The sequence below is a fragment of the Arthrobacter pullicola genome, from assembly GCF_014836875.1.
GTDB lineage: Bacteria > Actinomycetota > Actinomycetes > Actinomycetales > Micrococcaceae > Arthrobacter_B > Arthrobacter_B pullicola.
Genome location: NZ_JACSQC010000004.1, coordinates 465,047 through 487,211, shown reverse-complemented (window position 1 = coordinate 487,211; position 22,165 = coordinate 465,047). Strand labels below are relative to the sequence as shown.

At 64.7% G+C, this 22,165-nt stretch carries 17 protein-coding genes and 3 tRNA genes; 13 read left to right on the top strand and 7 right to left on the bottom strand.

All coding sequences use genetic code 11. The features are described 5' to 3' along the window. Positions 1 to 55 precede the first annotated feature (55 nt). Positions 56 to 140: transfer RNA gene (locus H9638_RS11085), tRNA-Leu, on the bottom strand. Positions 141 to 189: 49 nt separating this feature from the next. Next, positions 190 to 657: a thioredoxin-dependent thiol peroxidase gene (bcp, locus tag H9638_RS11080; protein WP_191747221.1), complete on the bottom strand. Its 468-nt coding sequence runs from the start codon at positions 655 to 657 to the stop codon at positions 190 to 192. Positions 658 to 897: 240 nt separating this feature from the next. Between bcp and H9638_RS11075 the strand changes: the two genes are divergently transcribed. Beyond that, on the top strand, positions 898 to 1,308 hold the full coding sequence (locus H9638_RS11075) for a MarR family winged helix-turn-helix transcriptional regulator (RefSeq protein ID WP_404799659.1): 411 nt from the start codon (positions 898 to 900) through the stop codon (positions 1,306 to 1,308). Positions 1,309 to 1,595: 287 nt separating this feature from the next. On the opposite strand, the gene H9638_RS11070 is transcribed toward H9638_RS11075, so the two are convergent. Both H9638_RS11070 and H9638_RS11065 read right to left on the bottom strand, forming a co-directional pair. Then, positions 1,596 to 1,668, bottom strand: a tRNA-Lys gene (locus H9638_RS11070). Between the two features lie 195 nt (positions 1,669 to 1,863). Continuing rightward, positions 1,864 to 1,936: transfer RNA gene (locus tag H9638_RS11065), tRNA-Lys, on the bottom strand. Between the two features lie 780 nt (positions 1,937 to 2,716). Between H9638_RS11065 and H9638_RS11060 the strand changes: the two genes are divergently transcribed. The 3 genes from H9638_RS11060 to H9638_RS11050 all read left to right on the top strand — a co-directional run bounded on the left by H9638_RS11060 (position 2,717) and on the right by H9638_RS11050 (position 6,447). Then, positions 2,717 to 4,411: an ABC transporter substrate-binding protein gene (locus tag H9638_RS11060; RefSeq protein ID WP_191747219.1), complete on the top strand. Its 1,695-nt coding sequence runs from the start codon at positions 2,717 to 2,719 to the stop codon at positions 4,409 to 4,411. A gap of 93 nt (positions 4,412 to 4,504) precedes the next feature. Further along, positions 4,505 to 5,509: an ABC transporter permease gene (locus tag H9638_RS11055; RefSeq protein ID WP_191747218.1), complete on the top strand. Its 1,005-nt coding sequence runs from the start codon at positions 4,505 to 4,507 to the stop codon at positions 5,507 to 5,509. Next, a complete protein-coding gene (locus tag H9638_RS11050) occupies positions 5,506 to 6,447 on the top strand; it encodes an ABC transporter permease (RefSeq protein WP_191747217.1) in 942 nt (313 codons plus the stop codon). The genes H9638_RS11055 and H9638_RS11050 overlap by 4 nt, the downstream gene beginning before the upstream one ends. A gap of 92 nt (positions 6,448 to 6,539) precedes the next feature. Here the strand turns inward: H9638_RS11050 and H9638_RS11045 are convergent, their stop codons facing one another. After that, positions 6,540 to 8,306, bottom strand: coding sequence for a dipeptide ABC transporter ATP-binding protein (locus H9638_RS11045; protein WP_225217267.1), 1,767 nt, complete (start codon positions 8,304 to 8,306; stop codon positions 6,540 to 6,542). Positions 8,307 to 8,438: 132 nt separating this feature from the next. Between H9638_RS11045 and H9638_RS11040 the strand changes: the two genes are divergently transcribed. From H9638_RS11040 to H9638_RS11020, 5 genes are all read left to right on the top strand, one after another. Next, positions 8,439 to 10,109: an ABC transporter substrate-binding protein gene (locus H9638_RS11040; protein ID WP_191747215.1), complete on the top strand. Its 1,671-nt coding sequence runs from the start codon at positions 8,439 to 8,441 to the stop codon at positions 10,107 to 10,109. 107 nt (positions 10,110 to 10,216) lie between these two features. Beyond that, entirely contained in the window at positions 10,217 to 11,713 is a 1,497-nt protein-coding gene (locus H9638_RS11035; protein WP_191747214.1) for a malate:quinone oxidoreductase, read from the top strand. A 164-nt stretch (positions 11,714 to 11,877) separates the two neighbouring features. Continuing rightward, the gene (locus H9638_RS11030; protein WP_191747213.1) at positions 11,878 to 15,009 is read left to right on the top strand and encodes an efflux RND transporter permease subunit; all 3,132 of its coding nucleotides are present in this window, start codon (positions 11,878 to 11,880) and stop codon (positions 15,007 to 15,009) included. A gap of 170 nt (positions 15,010 to 15,179) precedes the next feature. Then, the gene (locus H9638_RS11025; RefSeq protein WP_191747212.1) at positions 15,180 to 16,295 is read left to right on the top strand and encodes an LLM class flavin-dependent oxidoreductase; all 1,116 of its coding nucleotides are present in this window, start codon (positions 15,180 to 15,182) and stop codon (positions 16,293 to 16,295) included. Positions 16,296 to 16,299: 4 nt separating this feature from the next. Continuing rightward, the gene (locus tag H9638_RS11020) at positions 16,300 to 16,782 is read left to right on the top strand and encodes a MarR family winged helix-turn-helix transcriptional regulator (RefSeq protein WP_191747211.1); all 483 of its coding nucleotides are present in this window, start codon (positions 16,300 to 16,302) and stop codon (positions 16,780 to 16,782) included. Between the two features lie 91 nt (positions 16,783 to 16,873). Here H9638_RS11020 and H9638_RS11015 read toward each other — a convergent pair whose 3' ends face one another. Together H9638_RS11015 and H9638_RS11010 are read right to left on the bottom strand one after the other, a co-directional pair. Continuing rightward, positions 16,874 to 17,581 (bottom strand): NUDIX hydrolase, encoded by a 708-nt coding sequence (locus tag H9638_RS11015; protein WP_191747210.1) that lies wholly within the window; start codon positions 17,579 to 17,581, stop codon positions 16,874 to 16,876. Between the two features lie 54 nt (positions 17,582 to 17,635). Further along, on the bottom strand, positions 17,636 to 18,136 hold the full coding sequence (locus H9638_RS11010) for an Lrp/AsnC family transcriptional regulator (RefSeq protein ID WP_191747209.1): 501 nt from the start codon (positions 18,134 to 18,136) through the stop codon (positions 17,636 to 17,638). An 812-nt stretch (positions 18,137 to 18,948) separates the two neighbouring features. Between H9638_RS11010 and H9638_RS11005 the strand changes: the two genes are divergently transcribed. The 4 genes from H9638_RS11005 to H9638_RS10990 are packed head-to-tail and all read left to right on the top strand — an operon-like array spanning position 18,949 to position 22,150. Further along, positions 18,949 to 19,983, top strand: a complete 1,035-nt coding sequence (locus H9638_RS11005) for a thiamine pyrophosphate-dependent enzyme (protein WP_191747208.1) — start codon at positions 18,949 to 18,951, stop codon at positions 19,981 to 19,983. Then, positions 19,976 to 21,013 (top strand): alpha-ketoacid dehydrogenase subunit beta, encoded by a 1,038-nt coding sequence (locus H9638_RS11000; RefSeq protein WP_191747207.1) that lies wholly within the window; start codon positions 19,976 to 19,978, stop codon positions 21,011 to 21,013. The genes H9638_RS11005 and H9638_RS11000 overlap by 8 nt, the downstream gene beginning before the upstream one ends. Then, on the top strand, positions 21,006 to 21,335 hold the full coding sequence (locus H9638_RS10995; protein ID WP_191747206.1) for a biotin/lipoyl-containing protein: 330 nt from the start codon (positions 21,006 to 21,008) through the stop codon (positions 21,333 to 21,335). The genes H9638_RS11000 and H9638_RS10995 overlap by 8 nt, the downstream gene beginning before the upstream one ends. Then, positions 21,335 to 22,150, top strand: a complete 816-nt coding sequence (locus H9638_RS10990) for an alpha/beta fold hydrolase (RefSeq protein ID WP_191747205.1) — start codon at positions 21,335 to 21,337, stop codon at positions 22,148 to 22,150. The genes H9638_RS10995 and H9638_RS10990 overlap by 1 nt, the downstream gene beginning before the upstream one ends. Positions 22,151 to 22,165 lie beyond the last annotated feature (15 nt).

The window sequence follows — 22,165 nt, the reverse complement described above, 5'->3', positions numbered from 1 at the left end:
CGGGGTGTTACCTGTGCCGCGACTCATCCGGAAACGATGTCCCGGCTCATCCCTTTGGTGCGCGAGGAGGGACTTGAACCCACACGTCCGAAGACACTGGAACCTAAATCCAGCGCGTCTGCCAATTCCGCCACTCGCGCGCGGCCCACCGGATATCCGGCAAAGGCCAGCACTCAGTGTACCTGAGGTTCAGTCGAGACCGAGATCACGCCGAAGTTTGGCAACATGCCCGGTGGCCCGGACGTTGTACTGGGCGAGGGTAATCCTGCCCTCGGGATCCACCACCACGGTGGACCGGATGAGCCCCTCGTACACCTTGCCGTAGTTCTTCTTTTCGCCCCAGGCACCGTATGCCTCAGCAACGGCGTGGTCCGGGTCGGACAGCAGCGGAAAGGTCAGGGCCTCGTCCGCCGAGAATTTGGCCAGCTTCTCCACCTTGTCCGGGGAGATGCCCAGAACGGCATATCCGGAAGCGGTCAGGGAGTTCAGGTTGTCCCGGAAGTCGCAGGCTTCCTTGGTGCAACCCGGGGTAGCGGCCGCAGGATAGAAGTAGACAATAACGCTGCGGCCACGCAGGTCCGCGAGCGATACGACGGAGGAATCGGACGCCGTCAGGGTGAAATCCGGTGCGATGTCACCAACGGTTAGTCTGGGCATTAAAAGGTGCTCCTTCGGTATCGATTGCGCATCGGCTGTGTCACAGGAGGACAGCAGGCTTTCGGATGGATATCCTAGACACTGGATTTGTAGGCTATCCGATTGGCCTGGTGAATCCGTACTCGAAAGGAAGAGTTCAGTTTTATGCCGGATATGGAGCATTGGCCCACCGGTCGCCTCTTATCGACAGCCGCCCGCCTGGTGGAGCATGCCTGGAATGAGCGACTTGTCCGTATAGGGGTGACCCACGCGGGCGTCATCGCACTTGGTGTCCTGGATTCCCAGGGGCCTATGACCCAGGCCCACCTCGCCCAGCTGGTCCGGGTGCAGGCACAGACCATGGGCAAGACGCTGGCCCGGCTGGAGTCGCACGGCCACGTGACGCGTGTCCGAAACGACCTGGACAAGCGAAGCCACATGGTTTCAATCACCCCCGCAGGCGTCGAGGCACTGCGCGAGGCACACGACATTGAGCGGACGCTGCTCGACGGCGAAGAACTGCTTTCCGAGGACCTGCGCAGCCAGCTGCGGAGCGTCATCCGCGAACTTGGCAACCCGCGCTGGCACATGGCCGTTGACGTTCCCGGCCTGCCCGTTCCGCTGGAGACTCCCCTGGCGGCACCCCTGAACCCGGAGCAGCAAACCGCTTAACGGCACCCGGCCCGCCGTCCCAAGGACCGCCGGCAGCCGAATTTCCAGTGTGCGCGCTCACTTCTGAGCGTGCACACTGTCGTTTAAGCCGCTGTTCAAGCAGGCACCCTAAGCGCACCGCCACCGGAGCCCTGGCTGGCCTGCTGAACGGGAACTTTCACACGCTCCGGCCCCCGCCGCCCGAACGAACCGCGGGCGGAAGACACGGCCGCGCAGGCTTCCCAACCCGGCCCGGACACAAAAAAGCCCCGCTTGGAAGGACGAACCTTCCAAACGGGGCCCAGCTGTGCACCCCCCGGGACTTGAACCCGGAACCCATTGATTAAGAGTCAATTGCTCTGCCAATTGAGCTAGAGGTGCTTGGCGGTGATGCTGTGCTGCTTTCTTCCCCAGACTGAATTACAGTCCTGGGCGATGAGCAACGACAAGTTACTCTACCAGCTTTTCCGCACGGCACCGAACCGGTGCGACGAGGAACCGGCAGGCTGGCAGCCGGAATGAGCAACCCCGCCCCATCTGGTCATTTGACCGGACGACGCGGGGATTTCCACTCTGTGCACCCCCCGGGACTTGAACCCGGAACCCATTGATTAAGAGTCAATTGCTCTGCCAATTGAGCTAGAGGTGCTGGCAGTTATGGGGGTTGAATCTGCTGGAAAATTCCGCAGTTCCTCCTCCGCAACGACATGAAACTCTACCAGTACTGATTCGCAAAAGCGAAATCGGCGGCCGCCGAGAGGCCGGCTCACCGTCCGGCAGCCCTCCCGCCCTGCCGCGGGCCCGGCCGTGGAACCATCAACTCCCCCGGCTCCCCCTCCCATTCAGGGCCGCCCCGCACCACCCATGTACGGGGCGGGAGTGCGGACGGAGCATCCAAGGGGGTGACCTCCACCGCCTCGACCGGCCCCTCGCGTACAGCTGGAAATACCTCTTTCCAGCCAGGCAGGGACTCACCCGCATCCTTGACGGCCGTCACCGGCGGCGGATTGCCAAGACCAGGCTCATCGTCAGCACTCAGCGGTTCCGCTTTCGGAACCGCTGAGGTTATGGCCGGATGCCGGAGCATTCTGCGAAGCACCGCGGCGGCTGCCGCTGCCGCCAGGCCTGCAGCGGCTCCGGCGGCCAGAGCCGCGAGCGCTGGTGCGCCGGCGGGCGAAGGTGCAGCAGATGAACTGGATCTCACCCTTCGAAGCTACGGCGGCAGGCCGGCAGAGTCCACAGATAAGCCGCGAAGGCAGCCCGCCGGGGCCGGGTGGGCTTAACCGAATTGTGACCGCGCCGGACCTGCTTAGCGTCCCAAACCACCAGCACGGTGCCATTAGGCTCTGACATTACGTTTGTGTTCTACGCCACACCACACCCGCCGGCCAGCACGCTGACCGGATTCACCGCCCCAGAGGAGATAACAATGACCCTTGCTGGCAGATTCACTCTCAGCAGGTCCACCCGGAAACGGGCAGCTGCCCTGACCGCAGGACTGGCCATGAGCGCACTCGTGCTCTCCGGTTGCGCCCAAAGCAACCGTGAGGCCGCAGATGACGGCGCCACCGCCTCGGAAGTTGACGGCACGTTCGTCTTCGCCGCGTCCTCGGATCCCAAAACCCTGGATCCTGCCTTCGCCTCCGACGGCGAGTCCTTCCGCGTCAGCCGCCAGATCTTCGAGGGCCTGGTGGGTGTAGAGCCTGGCACCGCCGACCCGGCCCCGCTGCTGGCCAAGTCGTGGGAAACCTCGGAGGACGCGCTGACGTACACCTTCGCCCTCGAGGAGGGCGTTACGTTCCACGACGGCACGCCCTTCAACGGGGAAGCTGTCTGCGCCAACTTCGACCGCTGGTACAACTTCACCGGTATCCAGCAGGCCGAGAGCCTCGCCTACTACTACGGCAAGCTCTTCAAGGGATTCGCTGACACTCCGGAGACCGCCACCTATGAGTCCTGTGAAGCCACCGCTGAAAACGAGGCCGTAGTTACGCTGGCCAAGCCGTTCGCCGGGTTCATCGCAGCCCTCTCCCTGCCCGCGTTCTCCATGCAGAGCCCGTCCGCCATGGAGGAATTCGGAGCCGATGAGGCCTCCGGCACTGCCGAGGCTCCCACCCTGACCACCTACGCCAAGGAACACCCCACCGGCACCGGCCCCTTCACGTTCGAGGGCTGGGAAGTCGGCAACCAGATCAAGCTTGCCGCCAATGAGGACTACTGGGGCGAGCAGGGACAGGTCACGGACATCATTTTCCGGGTGATCGATGATCCGAACTCCCGCCGCCAGTCCCTGCAGTCGGGCGACATTGACGGCTACGACCTGGTGGCGCCGGCCGACACCCAGGCGCTGGCTGACGCCGGTTTCAAGGTCATCCCGCGTGACCCCTTCACCATCCTGTACCTGGGCATGAACCAGAAGGTCGAGCAGCTCGCCGATCCGCTGGTCCGGCAGGCAATCGCGCACGCGATCGACAAGGAAGCGCTGGTCAACCAGACCCTTCCCGAAGGCACCAAGGTCGCCACGCAGTTCATTCCCGACGTCGTCAACGGGTACAACGAGGATGTCACCACGTACGACTACGACCCGGCGAAGGCCAAGGAACTGCTGGCGGAAGCGGGCTACCCTGAGGGCTTCACCGTGGACTTCAATTACCCCACCGGTGTTTCCCGCCCGTACATGCCGACCCCTGAGCAGGTGTTCTCTAACATCTCCGCCCAGCTGGAGGAAGTTGGCATCAAGGTCAACCCGCAGCCGAGCAAGTGGTCCCCGGACTACCTTGACCGGGTACAGGCCACCGAGGACCACGGCATCCACCTGCTGGGCTGGACCGGCGACTACAACGACACGGATAACTTCGTGGGCGTCTTCTTCGGCCAGGAGAAGCCGGAATTCGGTTTCACCAACCAGGAGATCTTCGACCAGCTCGAGGCCGCCCGCCAGGTAAGCAGCCTGGAGGAGCAGACCCCGATGTACGAGAAGATCAACGACGACATCGCCAAGTATGTCCCCGCTGTACCGCTGGCCCACCCGGCGCCGTCGCTGGCTTTCTCGGAGCGTGTGGATTCCTATCCCGCCTCCCCCGTCAACGACGAAGTGTTCAACCAGATCAAGCTCAACAAGTAGCGGCGAACCGGGCCGGGATCCAGCATGCTGGGTCCCGGTCCGTTCTGTCCTTACCTCTTCCCCAGCCTGACAACCGGCTGAGAAAGGACACGCGTGCTGCAAGTCATCGGCAAGCGCCTGTTAATGCTGATCCCGACCCTGATCGGCTTGTCCATCCTCCTGTTCATCTGGGTCCGCAGTCTTCCCGGCGGCCCAGCAACCGCTCTCCTGGGTGACAAGGCCACGCCCGAGGCCATCGCCAGGATCAACGAAGCCTACGGCTTCGACCGCCCGCTCATTGAGCAGTACTTCACCTACGTCGGAAAGCTCCTCCAGGGCGATTTCGGCACGTCAACAGTCACCGGGCGGCCCGTCCTGGAAGAGTTCGCCACCCGTTTCCCGGCCACACTGGAACTCGCCGCCGTCGCCCTCATCTTCGCGATCGGCATCGGCATCCCGCTGGGCTACCTGGCAGCCAGGCACTACGGCCGGTTCTGGGACCACTCCTCGGTGGTGCTGTCCCTGATCGGCATCACTGTGCCGGTCTTCTTCCTGGCCTTTATCCTCAAATGGCTCCTGGCCATCCAGATCCCCCTCTTCCCCACGGACGGCCGGCAGGATCCGCGAATCAACGCTACTCACGTGACGGACTTCTACGTCCTGGACGGGTTACTGACCCGGGAATGGGACGCATCCTGGGATGCCCTGATGCACCTGATCCTTCCCGGCATCGCCCTGGGCACCATTCCGCTGGCCATCATCGTGCGCATCACGCGCGCCTCGGTCCTTGAAGTGCAGGGCGCAGACTACGTCCGCACGGCCCGGGCCAAGGGCCTGATGGAGCGGACCATCCGCAACCGGTTTGTGCTGCGCAATGCCATGCTCCCCGTCACGACGACAATCGGCCTGCAGACCGGTCTCCTCATTTCAGGGGCGGTGCTGACCGAAACTGTCTTCGCGTTCAGCGGAGTGGGCAGATTCCTGCGGGATGCCATCTTCAACCTGGACTACCCCGTGCTGCAGGGCTTCATCATTTTCATCGCCGTAGCGTATTCACTGATCAATCTGCTGGTTGACGTGTCCTACGGCTTCATCGACCCGAGGGTGAGGGTGCAATGAGTACGGTTCTTCCCCCTCCTTCCGGCGGGGCCGTTCGTCCGGATGATGCCACAGCCCCGGACACCCGCGGCAGCGGGATGTGGCAGGACGCCTTCCGGCGGCTGCGCCGCAACCCTGCGGCCGTCGCCGGCGCCGTGATCGTAGGTCTGTTCATCCTGGTCGCCATCTTCGCTCCGATTCTTGCGCCTTACGGCGGCGAGGAACTCCCGGGCCGCACCGAGATCACGCCGACGTCGATTCCCGGCCCCGGTGACATCGAGGGCTATCCCCTCGGCCTGGACAGGTTTGGCGGCGATGTCCTGTCCAAGCTCATCTGGGGAGCACGCGCGTCCCTGCTGATCGGTGTCGTCTCCACGGCCCTCGGCCTGTTGGGCGGCATGCTGCTCGGTGTAATCGCCGGCGGTGTCGGCGGCTGGGTGGACAGCGTCATCATGCGCTTCGTAGACATCCTGCTCTCGGTTCCGAATCTGCTGCTGGCCGTGAGTATCGCAGCCGTGCTGGGACAGACGCCGTCGGCAGTAATGATTGCCATCGGCGTTTCCCAGGTGCCCATCTTCGCGAGGCTCCTGCGTTCCTCCATGATCAGCCAGCGCGGCGCGGACTATGTCCTCTCGGCGCAGGCACTGGGGCTGAGCACCCGGACCATCACCATGAGCCATCTGCTGCCCAACAGCGTCGGTCCCGTGATTGTCCAGGCCACCTTGACCCTGGCGACCGCCGTGATCGACGCAGCGGCCCTGTCCTTCCTGGGACTGGGCGGCGGGCGCCCGGAGAGCGCCGAGTGGGGCCGGATGCTGACCTACGCGCAGAACGAACTGGCGGTGGCGCCGCAGCTGGCCTTCCTGCCCGGTATCTGCATCGCCGTCACCGCACTTGGTTTCACCCTGCTGGGCGAAGCGCTGCGTGAAGCGCTGGACCCCAAGACCCGGAGCAAATAGCCCGGCTCCGGAACAGCGAAAAGGGTCCGCCTCCTCTGTGAGTAAACGGGCCCTTTTCGCTGTACCGGCCGCCGGGGCTGCCTGTGCCGGCGCTAGGACGCCATTTCGTCCTGGATGTTCAGCTCATTGCCCGGGATCGAAGCCAGGAGCTTGCGGGTATAGGGATGCCGCGGGTTCTGGAAGACTTCCTCCGACGTCGCCGCCTCGACGAGTTCGCCGTCCTTCATCACGCAGACATAGTCCGAGATCAGCCGGACCACAGCCAGGTCGTGGGAGATGAAGAGGTAGCTCAGTCCCAGGTCCCGCTGCAGATCCCCCAGCAGTTTCAGGATCTGTGCCTGCACCAGCACATCAAGGGCAGACACCGGTTCGTCGCACACGATCAATTCCGGGTTCAAGGCGAGCGCCCGGGCAATGGCCACACGCTGGCGCTGACCGCCGGACAGCTCAGCCGGATACCGCCGCAGCATCGACGCCGGCAGCGCCACCTGCTCCATGAGCTCCCGGACACGGGCTGCCCGTTCGGCCCGGTCCCCGCGCTTGAAGGTCTTGAGCGGTTCCTCCAGGATCCGCTCAATCGTGAACATCGGGTCCAGGGACGAATACGGATCCTGGAAAATGGGCTGGACCCGCTGGCGGAAACTGCGCAGCGGCTTCTTCTCCAGCGATGCGATGTCGACGCCGTCGAACGTCATGGTGCCGCTGGTCGGCGTGATCAGTTTCAGGAGCATCCGGGCGGTGGTGGTCTTACCGGAACCCGACTCACCGACGATCGCCACGGTCCGGCCGCGCGGGATTTCCAGGCTGACGTTGCGCACCGCGTGGAACTCGCCGGCCTTGCCGCGGATCTTGTAGACCTTATTCAGGTCCCGGATTTCCACAATGTTCGGTGTCTTCGCGTAAGCCCCGTCCGCCGGATCCACCGCAGGCCCGGAGGCCGCAGCTGAAGCTAAGCCGGCCGGTCCGGCGCCGCTGCCGGAGGCAACCCCCGAGTCCGCCAGGTGCAGGCGCTGTGATGCCGGGGCCGCAAACGCGCCGGGGCTCAGCCGGACTGCCGCGACGCTCGGAGCTGCCCGGACAAGTGACTGGGTGTAGGGATGCTGCGGGTCCTCCAGCAGCTGCCGGGCCGGACCGGTCTCCACGACCTCGCCCCGGTGCATCACCACCAGCTCCGAGGCACGCTCCGCCGCCAGCCCAAGGTCGTGGGTGATCAGCAGGACACTCGTGCCCAGTTCATCGGTCATGCGGCCGATCTGGTCCAGGATGGTCCGCTGGACCGTGACGTCCAGCGCACTGGTGGGTTCATCGGCGATCAGCAGCCTGGGCCGGCACGCCAGGCCGATTGCGATGAGCGCACGCTGGCGCATGCCGCCGGAGAATTCGTGCGGATACTGTTTGGCGCGTTCAGCGGCGTCCGGCAGCCCTGCAGCGGTCAGGACCTCCACGACTTTCCGGTCGACGTCCTTGGACGTGGCCATACCATGCACCAGCAGCGTCTCGGCGACCTGGGTGCCGATCTTCGTCACCGGGTTCAGGTTGGACATCGGGTCCTGCGGCACCAGCCCAATGGAACGGCCGCGGATGGCACGCATCTTCGACTCGGCCAGTCCCACGAGTTCCTGCCCGTCGAAACGGATGCTCCCAGCCGTTACCTTGCCGTTGCCCGGCAGCAGGCCGATCACCGCCATGGCGGTGGTGGACTTTCCGGATCCGGATTCCCCAACGATCGCCAGGGTCTGTCCGGCTCCGAGGCTGAATCCTGCCGTGCGGACCGCCGGCACATGGCCGTCCATAGTCTGGAAGCCGACAGCGAGATCGGTCACTTCGAGCAGCGGAGATTCAAGGCTGGTTTCAGTCATTTCCATATCCTGCCTTACCAAAGGGCGCTTGTGAGCCAACTCTCACCCGCCTTTACCGGTTTTTAATCATTTAGACTAAGGAATTCACCCAGCCGGCAGGGATGGTGCGTCCCGGAGGAGAACCAAACAGCTGTGACCCAATCCGCCACACGTCGCTCCGTGATCAAGGCCGGAGCCATCGCCGCAGCCCTGGCGCTGGCAGGCTGCACGGCCGCCCGCCCTGATGAGGACACCACCAGCACTTCTCCTTCGCCGTCGTCCTCCGCTGAACCCACTGCGTCGTTCACCTTTGCGACGGCTGCCCGCCCTGCGGGGCTGGATCCCTTCCTGGCCGTGGACACGGAGTCCCACCGGGTCACCCGCCAGGTCCTGGAGACCCTGGTGGGCGTGGACCCCGTGACATCTGCACCCGTACCTCTGCTGGCGGAGTCCTGGTCCGAGTCCGAGGACGGCCGGATCCATGACTTCACACTCCGCCGCGGCGTGACCTTCCACGACGGCGAACCGCTGAACGCGGCAGCCGTCTGCGCAAACTTTGAACGCTGGTACAACCTGCCGGCATCCGTCCGCGGCCCCGAGGTGCTCACGTTCCGCTCCGTCTTCAAGGGCTTCGCTGACACGCCGGAGCTCTCCGCTTACAAGTCCTGCACAGCCGTGGACGAGTACACCGTCCGGCTGGAACTCAACACCCGGCTCACGGGACTCATTCCTGCACTGGCTTCACCTGAGTTCGGCATCTCCTCTCCCCGTGCCCTGGCCGAAGGACGGGCCGACACCCTTTCCGAGGACCGCAACGGAACCCGGATCTCCGCGTACGCGCAGCACCCGGTCGGCACCGGACCGTTCGCCTTCACGAGCTGGACGGAAGACGAACTGCTGCTGACATCGAATCCGCAGTACTGGGGCGACCGGGGTGAGATCCGCGAACTGGTCTTCCGGACCATCACCAGCCCGGAGAGCCGGCTGCGCGCGCTGAAGAACGGTGAAGTGGACGGTTACGACCTGGTGACGGTCTCCGACGTGGGAGAACTGGCACGGGCCGGCATGCAGATCCTGCAGCGCGACCCCTACTCAATCCTGTACCTGGGCATCAACCAGAATTTCCCCGGCCTGGACGAACCGAAAATGCGCCAGGCCATTGCCCACGCCGTGGACAAACCGGCCCTGCTTGAGGACCTGTTCCTTAGCGGCACAAAGTCCGCCAACCAGTTCATCCCCGAAAAACTCGGTGTCAGGTCGGACAACGTGACCAACTACGGGCACAACACCGAGCGGGCCAAGGAGCTCCTGGAGGAGGCCGGATATACCGGAGAAGAGCTGCCCTTCTATTACCCCCGCCGGGTGACGCGCGCCTACCTGCCCAATCCGGAGAAGGTCTACGCCGAGCTGAGCCGGCAGCTCACCGCGGCGGGACTGAACATCCGTCCTGTTCCTGTCGAATGGTCCGAGGGGTATCTGGAACAAATCTCCCGGAAGGGAGACCGCGCCCTGCACCTCTCCGGACTCAGCGGCAGCTACATGGACCCGGATAACTTTGTGGGCACCCTGTTCGGGGGCTACAGCGACGAGTTCGGCTACGAGGATCCGCAGTTGTTCACCAAGATCGACCGGGCCCGCACGCTTCCGGCAGGCGAGGACCGTTCCGACGCCTACCGCTCGATCTCGGACCGGATCTCTACCCGTGTGCCGGCCGTCCCGTTGGCCTATCCCATCTCGACGCTGACGGTTTCGCCGCGGGTCACCCAGTATCCAACCTCGCCGGTGCTCAACGAAGTCTTTAACAAGGTCCGGCTCGCCAACTAGGCTGAGGCACCCGTGACGGCCTGTCCGGGCAAACAGAGGGCACGGAATTTTAGTAAGGGCGCTACGGGGGATACGCTTCTTAGGCTAGCGTCCACGTGACTGGAGATATGAAGTTGACTGCTGATAGCCCGGCGGAGAAGTCCGCAACAAAAACCGACGTACTGCTGATCGGCGGCGGCGTCATGAGCGCGACTCTCGGAGCGTTCCTGAAGCAGCTGGCTCCGGACTGGAGCATTTCCCTCTTCGAGCGGATGGACCGTGCCGGCACCGAAAGCTCCGACCCGTGGAACAACGCGGGCACCGGCCACGCCGCACTGTGCGAACTCAACTACAGCCCGGCCGGACCCGACGGAACCGTTGACCCGGCCAAGGCAGTCGGCATCAATGAGCAGTTCCAGGTCTCCCGCCAGTTCTGGTCCCACATGGTCGCCCAGGGCCACATCTCCGGCGGCTTCATCAACCCGCTCCCCCACATGAGCTTTGTCTGGGGCGACGCGCACTCCGAATACCTGCGCAAACGCTACGAATCGCTCAGCGCCCAGCCGCTGTTCAAGACCATGGAATTCACCGAGGACCACGGCAAGATCGCCGAGTGGGCTCCCCTGCTGATGCAGGGCCGGGAATCCGGGCAGCGGGTTGCAGCTTCCCGCGTCGCGGGCGGCACGGACGTGGACTTCGGCGCGCTCACCCGCGAACTGATCAATTACCTGGGCGCCAACGGTGCCGACCTGCACTTCGGGCATGAGGTCACCAACGTCACGCGCGCCTCCAACGGCGGCTGGGATGTCACCGTCCGCAACCGCGCCACCAAAACAACCCGCATGGTTTCCGCCAAATTCGTCTTCATCGGCGGCGGCGGCGGCGCCCTGCACCTGCTTCAGCGCTCCGGCATTCCCGAGGGCAAGGGCTTCGGCGGCTTCCCGGTGTCCGGCCAGTTCCTGCGCTCCACGGATGAAAAGATCATCGCGCAGCACAATGCCAAGGTCTACGGTCAGGCCTCGGTCGGTGCTCCGCCCATGTCGGTTCCGCACCTGGATACCCGCTTTGTGGACGGCAAGAAGTCCCTGCTCTTCGGTCCGTACGGCGGCTTCTCGCCCAAGTTCCTCAAGGGCGGTTCCTTCCTGGACCTGCCGCTGTCCGTGCGCCCGCACAACCTGGTGCCCATGCTGGCCGTCGCCAAGGACAACATGTCCCTGGTGAAGTACCTCGTCACCGAGGTGCTGAAATCCCGCGAAGGCAAAACCAAGGCCCTGCGCGAGTTCTACCCTGAGGCCCTCACTGAAGGCTGGGACCTCATTACCGCCGGCCAGCGCGTCCAGGTCATCAAGAAGGACCCGAAGAGCGGCGGCGTGCTGCAGTTCGGCACCGAACTCATCACCTCGGCGGACGGCTCCATCGGGGCCCTCCTAGGTGCCTCCCCCGGCGCCTCCACGGCGACCCCCATCATGATCAACCTCATGAAGCGCTGCTTCCCCGCCGAATTTGCCGGCTGGGAGCCGAAGATCAAGGAAATGATCCCGGGCTATGGCGTGAAGCTGAACGAAAACGAGTCGCTCGCCGAAGAGATCGACGCCGAGACCAACAGGGTCCTGAACCTGGGTTAGCCGGCCTCACAAACAAAGCTGTGCCCCGGACCGTTTCAACGGTCCGGGGCACAGCGCGTTAAGGCTACGGGTTACCCCCGTCCGCCGCCTGAGGTGCAGGATCGCGGACGGGCGCTGTCCGCAGCGCACGTATGATGAATCCGTCTACGTCAAAAGGCAGGTTCATGGATCGTCTGGCCAAACTTTCGCTCTCCAACCGGGCACTCATTGCCCTCATCACCGTTTTCGTGGCGGTCTTCGGCGTCATCTCGCTGAACTCGCTTAAACAGGAACTCATCCCGGCACTGGAATTCCCCCAGATCAGTGTGATTACGGCGTTGCCCGGAGCATCCCCCGAAGTCGTGGACAAGCAGGTGAGCGAACCGCTGGAGGCCGCGCTCACCGCCGTCGAAGGGCTGGAGTCTTCCTCCGCGACCTCCCGGAACTCGATTTCCGCGATCACCCTGACCTTCGCGTACGGCACCGACCTGGACCGGGCACGCGGCCAGGTGGACCGCGCCATTTCCAACGCGAGGCAGTCCCTGCCGGAGGACAGCAACCCCCAGTCCCTGGCCGGCAGCATCAGCGACTTCCCCATCGTGTACCTGGCTGTCTCCAGCGACCAGCCGCTGAGCGAACTCAGTGCAGACCTGGAGCGGCTGACCGTGCCGCGGCTGCAGAAGATCGAGGGGGTCCGCACGGCGGAGGTCACCGGCGGTTCCGAACGGCATATCGCCGTCCTGCCCGACGACGCCGCGCTGGCGGCGCTGGGCGCCTCGCCGTCAGACATCTCCGCGGCACTGGAAAACAGCGGTGCGCTCATCCCCGCCGGAACAGTCCAGGAAGACAGCCGCACCCTCTCAATCCAGGTGGGCAGCCCGCTGGATTCGATCGAGAAGATCTCCGCCCTCCCGCTGAAAACCGAAAATACGTCACCGGGCGCAGAACCGCCCACCATCGGCGACGTCGCCACTGTGGAAATCACCGATAACGAACAGACCTCGATCACCCGCACGAACGGCGAAGCCACGCTGGCCATCTCGATTACCAAAACCCCTGCCGGCGACACCGTTGGAATTTCCCACGAAGTGATGGACCTGCTGCCCTCCCTCCAGGACGAGCTGGGCAACGGCGCAAAGTTCACGGTGATCTTTGACCAGGCCCCCTTCATCGAAAAATCCATCTCCGACCTCACCACCGAAGGCCTGCTGGGCCTGGGCTTTGCCGTCCTGGTCATCCTGGTGTTCCTGCTTTCCGTCCGGTCCACCCTGGTCACTGCGGTGTCCATCCCGCTGTCACTGCTGGTCACGTTTATTGGTCTGCTGGCGTTCGGTTACTCGCTGAACATCCTGACCCTGGGTGCGCTGACCATCGCGATCGGCCGGGTGGTGGACGACTCGATCGTCGTGATCGAGAACATTAAGCGCCACCTGGGCTACGGCGAGGAGAAACGCACGGCCATCCTCACCGCCATCCGGGAAGTCGCCGGGGCAGTCACGGCCTCGACACTGACGACGGTGGCCGTCTTCGCGCCCATCGCCCTGGTCGGCGGACTGGCCGGAGAGCTCTTCCGGCCCTTTGCCATCACCACGTCGCTGGCACTGCTGGCCTCGCTGCTGGTGTCCCTGACGATTGTTCCCGTGCTGGCTTACTGGTTCCTGAAGTCGCCCAAGCCGGTCAGCGATCCGGAGGCGTACCGTGCCGAGGCCGAACGCCGTGAGCAATCCACCTTCCTGCAGCGCGGCTACCTGCCGATCCTGCGCGGCACCCAGCGCCATCCGGTGTACACCCTGTTGGCGGGTGCCCTGGTCCTGGCTGGAACCGTGGCCATGACGCCGCTGCTGCAGACGAACCTGCTTGGCGACACCGGCCAGAACACCTTCAGCGTCCGGCAGGAGCTCCCGCCGGGCAGCTCCCTGGAAACCACCTCGGAAGCCGCGGCCGCGGTGGAAGACATCCTCGCCGGCACCGACGGGGTGAAGGACGTCCAGGTCACCATGGGAACCTCCACCTCCGGTATTGCCGCGTTCAGCGCCGGCGGGGCGTCGGTTGCCAACTTCACCGTGATCACCGATCAGGGGGTGGATCAGGTTGAGCTCCGGGAAACCGTGCGCCGGGAACTCGACGGGCTTGGCGAAGAAGCCGGAACCGTTTCCCTGGGCACCCAGGGCGGCGGGTTCGGCACGTCCAACACAGTGGACATCGAGATTTCAGCCGGGGATCCGGCGGAGCTCCAGCCTGCGTCGGACGCCCTCGTTGAGGCCATGTCCGTGCTGCCGGGCGTCTCCGAAGCCGCGTCGAACCTGGCCTCCTCGGAACCGGTGGTCCAGGTAACCATCGACCGGGCGAAGGCCGTGGCCGCAGGGTTGGACGAGCAGCAGGTGGCGGGGATCCTCGCCTCCACCCTGAGCCCCCTGCCGGCCGGAACCGTCCGGCTGGGCACCGACGATTTTCCGGTCCTCATCGGCGAAGGCACGCTGGTGACCACCACAGAGCAGCTCGCCGGAATTACGGTGCCAACGGCAGCCGGGCCGGTGCCGCTGAGCGATCTCGCCGTCGTCGAGGAAACCAGCGTCCCCACCACCGTTTCCTCCTCCGGAGGCGAACGCACCGCCGTCGTCTCGGTGACCCCGGCCGGTGACAACCTCGGCGGTGCGATTGCCGAGGTTCAGGCCGAGCTGGCCAACGTGGAGCTGCCGCCCACCGTCACCGCGACGCTGAGCGGCGCCGCCACCCAGCAGAACGAGTCCTTCACGCAGCTGGGCTGGGCGCTGCTGGCCGCCATCGCGATCGTTTACGTGATTATGGTGGCAACGTTCAAATCACTGGTGCAGCCGCTGATCCTGCTGGTCTCCGTTCCATTCGCCGCGACCGGCGCAATTCTGCTCCTGCTGATCGCCAATGTGCCGCTGGGCCTTCCTTCGCTCGTGGGGATGCTGATGCTGGTGGGCATCGTCGTCACGAATGCCATTGTGCTGATGGACCTGATCAACCAGTACCGCAGGCCCCGAGGCGGTGAACCGGGCATGAGCGTGCGGGACGCGATCCTGCGGGGAGCCCGGCAGCGGCTGCGTCCGATCCTGATGACGGCGCTGGCCACGATCTTTGCACTGACGCCGATGGCCCTGGGTGTCACCGGAGAAGGCGGATTCATTTCCCGTCCGCTGGCAATCGTCGTCGTCGGCGGCCTGGTGAGCTCCACTTTGCTCACGCTGATCCTGGTCCCGGTCCTGTACCAGCTGGTGGAAGGACCCAGGGAACGCCGTGCCCAGGCGAAGGAGGAATCAGCCCGCCAAGCTGCTGCAGAAGCAGGCTGACCCGCTGCAGCCAAGGGCTGTTTGGGCATGGTTCCGAGGCCCGTGCGGACAATGTTTGCGGGGAGGAATGATTCGAAGCGTTGCCCTGTTGTATCCTGTCAGTAGATGCAAATGCATATACCTCCCTCCCGGCCACCGGGCGGGGCACAGATGGGCAACAGGAGGCCACCATGCAGATCGGCGTATTCAGCGTCAGCGACATCACCCGGGACCCTGTCACGGGACGGATGCCGACCGAGGGCGAACGGATCCAGGCCGCCGTCGCGATAGCGAAAAAGGTCGAAGAGATCGGCATGGATGTCTACGCCACCGGCGAGCACCACAATCCGCCGTTCTACGCATCCTCCCCCACTACGCTGCTGGGCTACATTGCGGCTCAGACCGAGCGCATCATCCTCTCCACGACCACCACCCTGATCACCACCAACGATCCGGTGAAGATCGCCGAGGACTTTGCCATGCTGCAGCACCTCTCCGGCGGCCGCACCGACCTGGTCCTGGGCCGCGGCAACACCGCCCCGGTCTACCCCTGGTTCGGGAAGAACATCCAGGACTCGGTTGACCTGACCGTGGAGAACTACAACCTGCTGCGCCAGCTCTGGGACAACGAAACCGTCAACTGGGAGGGCAAGTTCCGCACGCCGCTGCGCAACTTCACTTCCACGCCCCGGCCTCTCGACGGCGTCGCACCCTTCGTCTGGCACGGCGCGATCCGCACGCCGCAGGTTGCCGAGATTGCCGCCTACTTCGGTGACGGCTTCTTTGCCAACAACATCTTCTGGCCGAAGGAGCACTACATGCAGCTCATCGGACTGTACCGCGAGCGTTACGAGCACTACGGCCACGGCTCCGCGGACCAGGCAATCGTTGGCCTCGGCGGACAGTTCTTTATGCGGAAAAACTCCCAGGACGCCGTGAACGAGTTCCGGCCGTACTTCGACAACGCCCCGGTCTACGGCCACGGCCCGTCGATGGAGGACTTCACCGCGCAGACCCCGCTGACCGTCGGCAGCCCGCAGGAAGTGCTGGAAAAGACCTTGACCTTCCAGGAGTACTTCGGCGACTACCAGCGTCAGCTCTTCCTGATCGATCATGCCGGCCTGCCGCTCAAGACCGTCCTGGAGCAGCTGGACCTCTTTGGCGAGTACGTCCTGCCGGAGCTCCGCCGCGAGCTTGATTCCCGCCGCCCGGCGCACGTTCCCGATGGCCCGACCCACGCAGGCCGGGTCTCCGCACGCGCCGGCTCCACCTCCGGCACACAGAGCGCGTCTTCTTCAGTAGGCTAAAGGGATGAGTTCGGAGAACAGCGGGTCAACTCCCGTCAAACAGACAGCCGAAACCTGGGAATCGCTTTTCCGGGCCCAGGTCGGCGTAATGCGGAGGCTCCAGCGTGACCGGGAGTTCAAGGAACTCACTATGCGCGAGTACGACGTGCTGTTCAATCTCAGCCGGTGTCCCGGCGGATGGACCCGGCTGAACGAGCTCAACGAACACCTCCTCATTAGCCAGCCAAGCCTGAGCAGGATGATGGACCGGCTGGAGAACAAGGGTTTGGTCTGCCGCCGCCCGGCCCAGAATGACCAGCGGGGCGTGGAGCTGTCCCTGACGGAGGAAGGCCGGGCTGTGCAGAAGCGCCTTGGCCGGATCCACGTCCGCGGCATCCACGATCTGCTGGCCCCGGCATTGACCCCCGAGGAGCTCAGCGACCTGAAGTCCCTGACCGACAAACTGCTCGACAGCCTCAACTCGGACGGCAAGTCCGGCCCGGCCTGATCCCACCGCCGCCGTACCCTGTGGCTCCCGCCCAGCGGGAGCTCCAGGACGCTGGTAAGCCCCCCGACGGCGCCGTTGCGCGCCGGGTGGTTCAGGCTGGCGGAAAGGCGTCTGACTGCAGCTCAGGCCCGGTGTAGCGGTACAGCCGGGGCGGCCGGTGCCGGCCGCCCTGGAGGAAGGAATCCGTCCGTTCAATATCCTGGGTCGCCTGCAGCTGGCGGCGGAAATTGGCCGGGTCCAGTTCCCGCCCCAGCACGGCTTCGTACACCTCACGGACCTGCGCGAGCGTGAACGTAGCGCCCAGGAAGGCGTACGCGATGGAGCCATACTCCATCTTGTTTCGCAGCCGCCAGAGGGCATAGTCGATTATCCGGTTGTGGTCGAAGGCGAGCGTACCGACGGCGTCAGCGCGGAACCAGTCGACATTCTCGTCCTGGCGGGCGAGGGCGGCTTCGTCCGGCTGAACGAGCGCCCAGTACACAATCGAGACCACCCGCGGCGTGGGCGAACGGTCCGGCCCGCCGAAGGCATAGAGCTGCTCAAGATAACGCGGGGACAGCCCGGTGGTGTCCTGCAGGTTCCGGGCCGCGGCGTCCTGGAGCGACTCACTGGGCCGCAGCGGACCTCCGGGCAAGGCCCAGAGTTCCCGGTACGGCTGACGGATCCGCCGGACCAAAGGCAGCCACAGACTGAGCCTGCCGGTTTCCGGATCGGGGCGCAGTGCGAAAATCACGGTCGAAATGGCCAGCGACGGCGGCTCCTGCTCCCGCTCAGAGACATTGGCGTATTTCGGAGTCATCCCCGCAGGCCCTTCCTAGGACGTCAGTAACAGTTAGCGCAGCTTGACCCAACGTTACGCGCTTTGGCCGGAACCCTCCTGCGCACCGATGCCGGCCGCAGCGCGCAGCAGCGGGAGCATGCGCCCTTCAAAATGCGTGTTGAGCACGATCACGGAGGAGGATCGAAGGACCGTTCCGGTGGCGACCATGGAGTCGATGACGCGCTGCAGATCCGAGTTGGAGCGGGCGGCCACCCGAGCGATCAGGTCGCTTTCCCCGGAGACCGTATGGGCCTCCTGAATCTCCGGGATCTCTGACAGCGCGGCGACCACGGCGTCGTGGCCCATATCCTGCCTGATGGTGAGAGAACAGTAGGCGACGACGTCATACCCCAGCGCCGCGGGATCAACCCGGGGGCCCCAGCCGGCTATTACTCCGCTTCGCTGCATCCGGTCCAGCCGTGCCTGCACGGTTGCCCGGGCGACCTTCAGTATTCGTGATGCCTCGAGCACCGACATGCGGGGGTCGTCAGTAAAAAGGGAGACGATCCTGGCATCGAGTTGATCCGTCGCCATGGCAACCTTTCCGTGGAAGCGCAACCGGTAGCCCGCACAGATCCGGGCCGGAGAGCTCAGGTGCGCTGGCCCTCTTGCGGAACTCTATCTGCAGAACCGGCGCGGCGCTCAGCACGCCACGGCAAACGCCCCCACCGGAAAACCAGTGGGGGCGGCTGTTTTTTAGATTATTTTTTTCAGGGATAAAAACGTAAAAGGGTCCCTGCGGGCACCGCCGCATTTTGCAAAACGGCCCGCTGGCAGGAAAAGGCATAAAACTGGAAAACAGGCCGCCTGCTTTCGACGGCTTTTTATTTTCCAGAGAAACACGGCTTCCCATCCGGGCCGCTAGCCGGCCGGCCGGCCGCCCCTGGGCTGCCGGCACCCCCTGTGCGCTACTGTCCCTTACGCTTCCTGGGCACGAGCTCGGTGTCGGCGGCTGACTTGGCCCGTTTCTCGGCCCGCTTCTCCTTGATCGACTTGCCGGGTTTTTTGGCGTCGGATCCTTGCGGTGATTTTCCAGACAATTTACACTCCTGTGTCACTCAACCATTGGATACTTTCAGACCATACCGGGAAATAAAATAAATGCCAGTCCGGGTCGCGAAATTCATCCGGCAACCTCCGTTTTCGGGGCAAACGAAGGGAGGCCCAGCGGTGGCGCCGACCCACCCGCGCAGCACTGGCCGGCTGCGCCCTCTGAATAGTTGTTCATCGAATCGCTTGGCAATTTGTCCAGGTATTTACCGTTTCGGGCAAGCAACATGCACAGTCTGCTCACCCCCGTCATTGCTGATTGCCATGGTCATGTGACAGCGGTTACTTTTCAGCACATGGACCTAGACATCAAGAGCACTCCCGAGCTCACGCATGAGGAACTGCGCCGGCTTTATTCGCTGGTGAGCGCCACCCGGGAACTGGATCTGGCCGCCGTAGCGTGGCAGCGCCAGGGCATCATTCCCGGCTACGCCCCTGAGCTGGGACAGGAAGCGGCCCAGGTCGGCAGCGCCTTTGCCATGGATCCCGCCCGGGATTTCCTGTTCCCGACCTACCGCGAAATGGGAGTCGCACTCGCCCTGGGCGTGGACATGGTTCAGTACATGTCCACCCACAAAGCCAGCTGGCACGGCGGGCTGTACAACCCCGTCGAGACCCGGCTTGCCCCGATCCAGGCTGTGGTCGGCGGATCGGTGCTGCACGCAGTCGGCTGGGCCCACGGTTCCAGGCTTTCCGCTAAGCCCGGAACGGAACTTCCCGTCGCGATCACCTATTTTGGCGACGGCGCCAGTTCACAGGGCGACATCCACGAGGCGATGAACTTCGCCGGGGTCCTGAAAGCCCCGGTGATCTTCTTCGTGCAGAACAACGGCTGGGCGATCTCCCTGCCAACCGAAGAACAGGTTGCGGGCGGCAGAGTGGCCGCCCGTGCCGCCGGGTACGGGATGGCGTCCGTCACGGTGGACGGCAACGATGCCGCCGCCGTCGTGCGTGCCACCCGCTGCGCCGCCGCACATGCCCGCGCAGGCAACGGGCCGGTGCTGATCGAAGCCATGACCTACCGGCGGGGACCACACTCCACCAGCGACGATCCCGGCCGCTACCGTACCCTCGACGAGGAACGCCGCGACGCCGGCACCGATCCTGTCTCCCGGCTGGCTGAGCTCATCCTGACAAGCGGTGCGGCCACCAGGGAGTTCCTGGACGCTGCGGCTGCCGAAGCGAAGGCGCACGCCGAGGCCGTCCGCGAAGGGGTCCAGGCACTCAAGTCCCGGCCCGGCCGGGAAATGTTCGACTTTGTCTTTGCAGAACCCACTGAAGCACTGAAGGCCCAGGCACGGGCCTGGCGGGAGGAATCCGAACATGTCTAGCCAACTCACAGAAGGAATCCGCCCCGCGGGCGCCGCAGAGTCCCCGGCCGTCGAGACGATCTCCATGCAGGCGGCACTGAACCGTGCGCTGGCAGAAATCCTGGCCGGAGACGACAAGGCCGTGGTGCTCGGCGAAGACGTTGGCCGGCTCGGCGGCGTCTTCCGCATCACGGACGGACTCCAGAAGCGTTTCGGCCCGGACCGTGTCTTTGACACTCCGCTGGCCGAATCCGGAATCCTGGGCATGTCCGTGGGCCTGGCGATGGCCGGCTTCCACCCCATTCCCGAGGTCCAGTTCGACGGTTTCACCTACCCCGCCGTTAACCAGATCATTACGCAGCTGGCCCGCATGAACTACCGCAGCCGCGGCACGCTACCCATGCCGGTAACCCTGCGTGTTCCCAGCTTCGGCGGCATCCGTGCGCCCGAACACCACGGGGAGTCACTCGAAGCCCTGTTCGCCCATGTTCCGGGACTGCTGGTCGTCTCACCCTCCAGCCCGCACGAGGCCTACCACCTGCTCAAGTACTCCGCTTCGCGGCCGGACCCGGTGGTCTTCATGGAACCGAAGTCCCGCTATTGGCAGAAGGGTTCCGTGGACTTCACGGACGCCGGTTCGCCGCTGGGGTCCAAGGTGGTCCGGCCCGGCGCGCACCTGACCCTGGTCGCATGGGGTGCCATGGTCGCGCGCTGCCTGCAGGTAGCCGAACTCGCCGCCGAGGACGGGATCGAAATCGAAGTCCTGGACCTGCGCTGGCTCAAGCCGATCGACGCCGAGGGGCTGGCAGCCTCGGTGAGCCGGACCCGGCGCGCCGTCGTCGTCCACGAAGCTCCGCTGACCGCGGGACTGGGCGCGGAAGTAGCCGCCCTCATCACGCAGCAGTGCTTTGATACCCTGCGCGCTCCGGTGGAACGCGTCACCGGATTCGACGTACCGTATCCCTCAGGTGACCTCGAAGACGAATACATCCCGAACATTGACCGCATCCTCTTTGGGATCCAGCGAGTATTGGAGTACCGGCGTGGCTGAAATATCTTTTCCCCTGCCCGACCTCGGCGAAGGCCTGATTGAAGCAACCATCCTCGAATGGCTGGTGGCCCCCGGTGACCAGGTGGAGCGCAACCAGCCGCTGGTTGAGGTGGAAACCTCCAAATCCGCCGTCGAGCTTCCCTCACCGCAGGCAGGCGTCGTGGCCCGCATCCACGGCGGACCGGGCGACAAGATCAACGTCGGCGAACCCCTGGTGGTGTTCGAGGTTCCGGACAACACCGCCGGCATCGTCGGCACCGTTCCCGAGGAAGCTCCGGCGCGCCGCCGGGTCCGGCTTTCCGCGGTCCTGGACGAAGACTGATGACGGCGGGCACCCTCAACGGCACAGGGGCAGCGCTGCACGTCGAGATTCACGAACCAGCCCCGCGAACAGATGCCGGCCTGCGGCCCATCCTCCTGCTGCACGGTTTTGCCTCCTCAACGGAAATGAACTGGCAGTCCACCGGCTGGATCCCGGCCCTCACCGAGGCCGGACGGCGGGTCATCGCCGCCGATCTGCCGGGCCACGGGCGCAGCCCTGCCCCGGCAGATCGGGACAGCTGCCGGCCCAGCAGCATCCGGGCCGGACTGCTGCAGCTGCTCATCGCAAACGGGGTCCGTCCGCTGGTGGACGGCGATGAGTCCTCCGGCGTCGACGTGGCCGGTTACTCGCTGGGTTCCCGCCTGGCGTGGGAACTTGGTGCCGAAGCGCCCGGCTACGTCCACAGAATGGTTCTGGGCGGCCCGGGTACCGGAGATCCGCTGGCGGACTTCGACCTGGCTGCTGCCCGCGAGTCGCTGGCCGGAGGTGCACCCCTTCCCGATCCGGTCAGCGCTGACCTGCTCCGGATGGCCACCCTGGTCCCGTCCAATGACCTTGAGGCACTGTTCACACTGATTGAGGCCATCAAACAGGAACCGTTCCAGCCCGCAGCAGCAGTTCCTGCCATGCCGCTGCTGCTGGTCGCCGGAGACAAGGACACCCTGGCCGTCACCGCCCCGCGGCTGGCAGAACTCAGCGGCCGGGCGGACCTGCTGCTTCTACCGGGCAGAAGCCATGCGAACGCCGTGACCTCGCGGGCATTCAAGACAGCCGCGGTGGAGTTCCTCGGACCGGACAGCGCGGAGTCCACCTAAGGCACGCCAGGTCAA